At 45.6% G+C, this 6,171-nt stretch carries 6 protein-coding genes and 1 pseudogene; 5 read left to right on the plus strand and 2 right to left on the minus strand.

The genetic code is table 11. The features are described from left to right. Nucleotides 1-240: pseudogene (locus ACJHYR_RS26610) on the minus strand (proQ/FINO family protein); the annotation flags it as partial. A gap of 595 nt (nucleotides 241-835) precedes the next feature. Beyond that, nucleotides 836-1,855, minus strand: coding sequence for a LacI family DNA-binding transcriptional regulator (locus ACJHYR_RS26615; RefSeq protein ID WP_001018808.1), 1,020 nt, complete (start codon nucleotides 1,853-1,855; stop codon nucleotides 836-838). 257 nt (nucleotides 1,856-2,112) lie between these two features. Here ACJHYR_RS26615 and ACJHYR_RS26620 point away from each other — a divergent pair, with 257 nt between their 5' ends. The 5 genes from ACJHYR_RS26620 to ACJHYR_RS26640 all read left to right on the plus strand — a co-directional run bounded on the left by ACJHYR_RS26620 (nucleotide 2,113) and on the right by ACJHYR_RS26640 (nucleotide 6,091). Further along, complete coding sequence (locus ACJHYR_RS26620; RefSeq protein WP_001317566.1) at nucleotides 2,113-2,556, plus strand: PTS sugar transporter subunit IIA; 444 nt, start codon at nucleotides 2,113-2,115, stop codon at nucleotides 2,554-2,556. Between the two features lie 78 nt (nucleotides 2,557-2,634). After that, the gene (locus ACJHYR_RS26625) at nucleotides 2,635-2,907 is read left to right on the plus strand and encodes a PTS sugar transporter subunit IIB (RefSeq protein ID WP_000699820.1); all 273 of its coding nucleotides are present in this window, start codon (nucleotides 2,635-2,637) and stop codon (nucleotides 2,905-2,907) included. A gap of 22 nt (nucleotides 2,908-2,929) precedes the next feature. Continuing rightward, the gene (locus ACJHYR_RS26630) at nucleotides 2,930-4,318 is read left to right on the plus strand and encodes a PTS ascorbate transporter subunit IIC (protein ID WP_000470229.1); all 1,389 of its coding nucleotides are present in this window, start codon (nucleotides 2,930-2,932) and stop codon (nucleotides 4,316-4,318) included. Continuing rightward, complete coding sequence (locus ACJHYR_RS26635) at nucleotides 4,315-5,145, plus strand: transketolase (protein ID WP_001101067.1); 831 nt, start codon at nucleotides 4,315-4,317, stop codon at nucleotides 5,143-5,145. Before ACJHYR_RS26630 ends, ACJHYR_RS26635 begins: the two co-directional genes overlap by 4 nt. Further along, a complete protein-coding gene (locus ACJHYR_RS26640) occupies nucleotides 5,138-6,091 on the plus strand; it encodes a transketolase family protein (RefSeq protein WP_000609007.1) in 954 nt (317 codons plus the stop codon). Before ACJHYR_RS26635 ends, ACJHYR_RS26640 begins: the two co-directional genes overlap by 8 nt. Nucleotides 6,092-6,171 lie beyond the last annotated feature (80 nt).

Genomic DNA, 6,171 nt, shown 5'->3' on the forward strand with positions numbered 1-6,171 from the left:
TCCCGGTTGAATGACTCAGGCCAGAGTTCCACAAGACGAATAATGCGCTTACGGTTTTTGCTCTGGCGTTTTGTCATGTCGCCACGGTGTTTTATCAGCAGGTTTCTGTTTATCGTTCAACTGTGGTATCTGGTCACCGGCCTTCATTTTGTATGCTGTGTCCGTTTTATTCTGCAGCGGCGTTGCCGGTGATTTACTGAAAATACCCTGCGGTTTACGGTTAATGGTCAGAGTTACCATCAATTTTGTTACCTCGCGCTGTCAATGGAAGTAGTACCTCATCCGATATCTGAAAATGTTTTCCGGTGGATGTTACAGCGAATTTCATGTAAGACATGTTGTTGTCGGTATTGTTCAGTACTGTGCGTTGTGAGCGTATTCGTTATCAGACAGAGGGGCAGGGAACAAACGTCAGAGGTTAAGGATATCCGGGAACAAATGGCGTAAACGGACATCTCAGTGCCTGAGAAACAGTACAGGTCAGGCCATCATGGCCTGCAAACAGAGCCCTGGCGACCCCGTGGCCGAAAACGAAACAATAACCCGCGCGCAGTGCGAGGAATCCGGATGTGAAGCAATCAGCAGGTAATATTAATGGCAGGACCAGCAGGTTCTTTAAACAAACGAACATTCTGTAATTGATATTTTGCTTATTGTATTTTCTTTTTAGTTATTAAATTAATTTATTTACGAAAAATTTTCTGCAGATACAGGATGGGAATTCAGGGTGTCATCACGCCTTATGATGACACCCTTCCCCTGGTTGTGGAAAACCGAAGGATATATCAGGTTCAGCAACAAAATCAGTGAGCTGAAAGATACCAGTCCCCCAGCTTCAGCAGCTTTCACGTAAACATAAACAGGGCTCAATGAATATCTGATTGCTCCAGTTACCTTCTTTAATTCGTTCCAGCAAAACATTTCCTGCTTCCAGACCAATTTTCCTGTGAGGAACGGCCATTGTTGTTAATGATGGTTGGCAAACTTTGCTGACGTCACTGTCACCAAATCCTACTACGGCGAGCTCGTCTGGAACTTTGATCCGTCTTCGTTGACATTCATAGAGAACACCGCAGGCTAACTCATCTGACACACATACCAGGGCATCCAGTTCCGGCCATGCGAGCAAAAATTCCGGTAGTTGTGATGCTCCGGTGGAAAAAACAGGTGGCAGAGCAGCGTTAATAACACGGTTGGGAGACATATGATGGCGTAACATAGCTTTATACCATCCCTGTAAATGCTGCTGAAAGATCCACTGTTCCTGGTTAGCGCATAGCAAACCGATATTCTGATAACCACGTTGTACCAGCATATCCGTCAGCTCGAACATTGCTGCAACATTATCAATACCAATGTTGATATCTATCGGATCAGTACGAATGGCACCGATTTCTATAACAGGAATCGAGGCATTTTTGAGCAAGTGACGCACGGTACTATTATGCTCAACACTAAGCAAAATTGCTGCAGCGATATTAGAAGCCAGCAGGGTTTCCAGCAGTTTTTCTTCTTGTTCCAGACGATGGCGTGACTCAGCCAGGATTATTTGATACCCCGCTGGTTGTAGCACATGTTGCAGCCCGGCAAACATTTCCGTGCATCCCGCTTCAGCCAGGTTTGGCACGACCATTGCGATCGTGTGTGAAGATGCCGATGCCAGTGCGCTTGCAGTGAGGTTGGGCATATACCCTAATTCATTAACTGCGGCTTCAATCTTCTCCCTCAATTTATCTGAAACTTGTTCGGGAGTGCGTAACGCTCTGGATACAGTCATTGTGCCAACTCCCGCGAGTTGCGCGACATCAGCAATAGTGACTTTACCTGTACTACGACGTTTTCGGGTTATTGCCATACAAAATCCTGCTCAGCGACTACATATGGAGATCTTTTATTACTTATCATCAACGGCTTCCTGCACTGCCAGTAGCAGAGTATACCTCTTAATATCTGCCATAAGTCTGGATTTAATCAGTGAAATCTATTTTGATAGCGCTATCACAAATTCGAACAATACCTCCTGATAGCGCTATCTTTGTGATATTGATCGCAGATATACCGTCGTTACTTGAATACATTCTGGTCATATAAATAAGAAATTAGGGGGTGGGAGTGCTTAATATCTGGCTTTCTGATTCAACAATCGCATTACGAAAGAATGCCGCAACCTGGCAGCAGGCATTAGATATCTGTGCCAGACCGTTACTGGATGCAGAGATAATTACGACGGATTATCTCAGTGCGATAAAGACACAACATGAAAAACTGGGGCCTTATTATGTCCTGGCACCCGGGCTGGCCATGCCGCATGCCCGACCAGAAGAAGGGGCAAAAGGATTAGGTTTATCATTATTAAAACTTGAAGAAGGTGTCAGTTTTCATACAGAGGAATTTGATCCTGTAGATGTTATCATTTTACTTGCCGCACCAGACAAACACAGTCATATCGAAATGATATCTGCACTGGCTGAGTTATTCTCCAGCGAAAAAGATTTACATGAATTGCATCAGGCTCGCAATGTGGAGGAAATAAAAAAGATAATTTCACGGTTCTGATTACATTATAAATTCAGTCTTTTCACAACATTGCGCCGTTGCGTGATGGGACTTCTTCAACTTAAAATGGTGAATATAATGAAAATTATGGCTATTTGTGGCTCAGGGCTTGGTAGTAGTTTTATGGTCGAAATGAATATTAAAAAAGTTCTGAAAAAAATGGATATAGAGGCGGAAGTGGAACATTCCGATCTCTCATCAGCAACGCCAGGGGCTGCCGATTTATTTGTGATGGCCAAAGATATTGCTGCCAGTGCCAGCGTACCGGAAAGTCAGTTGGTGGTTATCAACAACATCATTGATATTAATGAACTCGAAACGCAACTGCGTAACTGGTTAGCAAAACAATAACCTTAATTGAAGCGAGGTGGATATGTTTATCCTTGAAACGCTGAATTTTGTTGTTGATATACTTAAAGTGCCCGCGATACTGGTCGGCTTGATTGCCTTAATTGGTCTGGTTGCCCAGAAAAAATCTTTTTCAGATGTTGTTAAAGGTACAATTAAAACTATTCTCGGCTTTATTGTACTGGGCGGTGGTGCCACTGTTTTGGTTGGTTCGTTAAATCCTCTTGGGAGTATGTTTGAACATGCCTTTAATATTCAGGGCATCATTCCGAATAATGAGGCTATTGTTTCTATTGCGCTGGAAAAATATGGCGCATCGACGGCCCTTATTATGGCATTTGGTATGGTGGCGAATATTATTGTTGCCCGCTTTACCCGCCTTAAATATATCTTCCTGACCGGACACCACACATTTTACATGGCCTGCATGATTGGTGTGATTCTGACAGTGGCTGGTTTTGAAGGTATATCACTGGTCTTTACCGGTTCTCTTATTCTGGGACTTGTGATGGCATTTTTCCCGGCATTAGCACAACGCTATATGAAGCGTATTACGGGGAATGATGACATTGCTTTTGGTCACTTTGGCACTCTGGGATATGTACTTTCTGGCTGGATTGGCAGCGTGTGCGGTAAAGGTTCCCGCTCCACCGAAGAGATGAATTTGCCCAAAAATCTGAGCTTCCTGCGCGACAGTTCCATCTCTATTTCTCTTACGATGATGGTGATTTATCTGATCATGGCGATCAGTGCTGGTCGTGAGTTCGTTGAAAGCCAGTTCAGTGGTGGTCAAAACTACCTTGTCTACGCCATCATAATGGCCATCACCTTCGCTGCTGGTGTATTTATTATTCTGCAAGGCGTGCGTTTAATCCTTGCTGAAATAGTTCCGGCATTTACCGGGTTTTCAGAAAAGCTGGTGCCGAATGCCCGTCCGGCCCTCGATTGCCCGGTTGTGTATCCGTATGCGCCAAACGCAGTGTTAGTTGGTTTCTTGTTTAGCTTTTTTGGCGGTCTGGTAGGGCTATTTTTGTTGGGACAGATGAAACTGGTGTTGATTCTTCCGGGTGTCGTTCCTCACTTTTTTACCGGGGCGGCTGCTGGCGTATTTGGTAACGCTACGGGGGGACGTCGTGGCGCAATGATTGGTGCTTTTGCGAATGGCTTATTGATTACCTTCCTGCCAGTACTGTTATTGCCGGTTCTTGGGGCGATAGGCTTTGCTAATACGACCTTTTCCGATGCAGATTTTGGTGCTGTCGGCATCGTCCTCGGAAACCTGGCACGTTATCTCTCACCTTTTGCCATCACCGGACTTGTAGTAGCGCTATTTGTGCTGCTGGTTGCCTGGAACATTTTCGCCAGTAACAAAATCGCTGCCAAAGCGCAGAAGAAGAGTGGAGCCAAATCATGAATGTTAAAGAATTGACTCAATTTGCACGGGATATACGTATCCAGACGCTTAAATCATTAACTCATCTCGGCTTCGGTCATTATGGTGGCAGCATGTCGGTTGTGGAAACGCTGGCAGTGCTTTATGGCGCTGTAATGAAAATTGATCCTGCTGCTCCCGACTGGCCTGAGCGTGACTATTTTATCCTGTCCAAAGGACATGCCGGACCTGCTCTCTACAGTACTCTGGCGCTGAAAGGCTACTTTCCACTGGAAGAATTAAGCACCTTAAATCAGAACGGAACCCGCTTACCAAGTCATCCGGATCGGCTAAAAACGTGTGGTGTTGATAGCACCACAGGATCGCTGGGGCAGGGGATATCCATTGCCGGAGGGATGGCGCTGTCGCATAAACTGGCGGGGCGCAAGAATCGGGTTTTTTGTATTGTCGGCGATGGCGAACTTAATGAAGGCCAATGTTGGGAAGCTTTCCAGTTTATCGCGCATCATCGTTTGAATAACCTCACTGTGTTTGTGGACTGGAACAAACAGCAGCTTGATGGTCAACTGGATGAAATTATTAATCCATTTGATTTGGAAGGAAAATTCCGGGCTTTCGGTTTTGATGTCGTGACAGTGAAGGGCGATGATATTGAGGGCTTGTTGAATGTAGTTAAACCTGTCCTGCCAGCTGAGGCCAGACCGAGAGTGGTCATTCTCGATAGCATTAAAGGGCAGGGGGTGCCGTGTCTCGAGCAACTCAGTAATTCTCATCACTTACGCCTCACAGAAGAGATGAAGGGGACGCTAAACGAAACAATTCGCCAACTGGAGGCTATGCATGATTAATCTCGCACCGGCAGGACAAAAAGACAGCATTGAAATGCGCAAAGTTTATGCAGATTTTATCGCGCAACAGAGTAAAAACGTCAGTTCTGTCATTGCTCTTGAGGCTGATTTAATGAGTTCCATGGCAATGGACAGCGTGGCGCAGGATTATCCAGATCACGTCATTAATTGCGGCATTATGGAAGCCAATGTTATCGGCACAGCTGCAGGGCTGGCCTTAACCGGGCGCAAGCCATTCGTGCATACCTTTACCGCATTTGCCAGTCGTCGCTGTTTTGATCAACTCTTTATGTCGCTTGATTACCAGGGCGCTAACGTCAAAGTTATAGCTTCTGATGCGGGTGTTGCTGCTTGCCACAATGGCGGAACACATATGTCATTTGAAGATATGGGAATTGTGCGCGGGCTGGCGCATTCGGTGGTGATGGAGATGACAGATGCCGTAATGTTCAGCGATATCTTGCGTCAACTCGTTGCACTGGAAGGATTTTATTGGATTCGTACCATTCGGAAGCAAGCAGCGAGTATTTACGCACCAGGTACAACCTTTACAATTGGCAAAGGGCAGGTATTACGTGAAGGTACGGATGTCACCTTAATTGCTAATGGCATTATGGTGGTGGAAGCCCTGGAGGCCGCACGTCAACTTGAGCTGGCTGGGGTAAGTGTAGCGGTGATTGATATGTTTACGCTCAAACCCGTTGATCGGATGTTAATTAAAAATTATGCCGAAAAAACAGGACGGATCGTAACATGTGAAAACCATAGTATTCATAATGGATTAGGTTCAGCGGTTGCTGAAGTGCTTGTAGAAACTTGTCCTGTGCCCATGCGTCGGGTGGGGGTTAAAGAGCGGTATGGCCAGGTTGGAACTCAGGACTTTTTACAGAGAGAGTACGGGTTAACCGCGCAAGATATTGTGGCGGCAGCCAGAGAGCTATTGTAATTCATGGAGTTTGTTTACCATTCTGTTTTTCTTAAAAGTGAGTGTCTGTGCGGTCACTAAACTCGGTAATAAAGCAGTTC

Source organism: Escherichia sp. WS1450 (assembly GCF_046487395.1).
GTDB classification, from domain to species: domain Bacteria; phylum Pseudomonadota; class Gammaproteobacteria; order Enterobacterales; family Enterobacteriaceae; genus Escherichia; species Escherichia coli.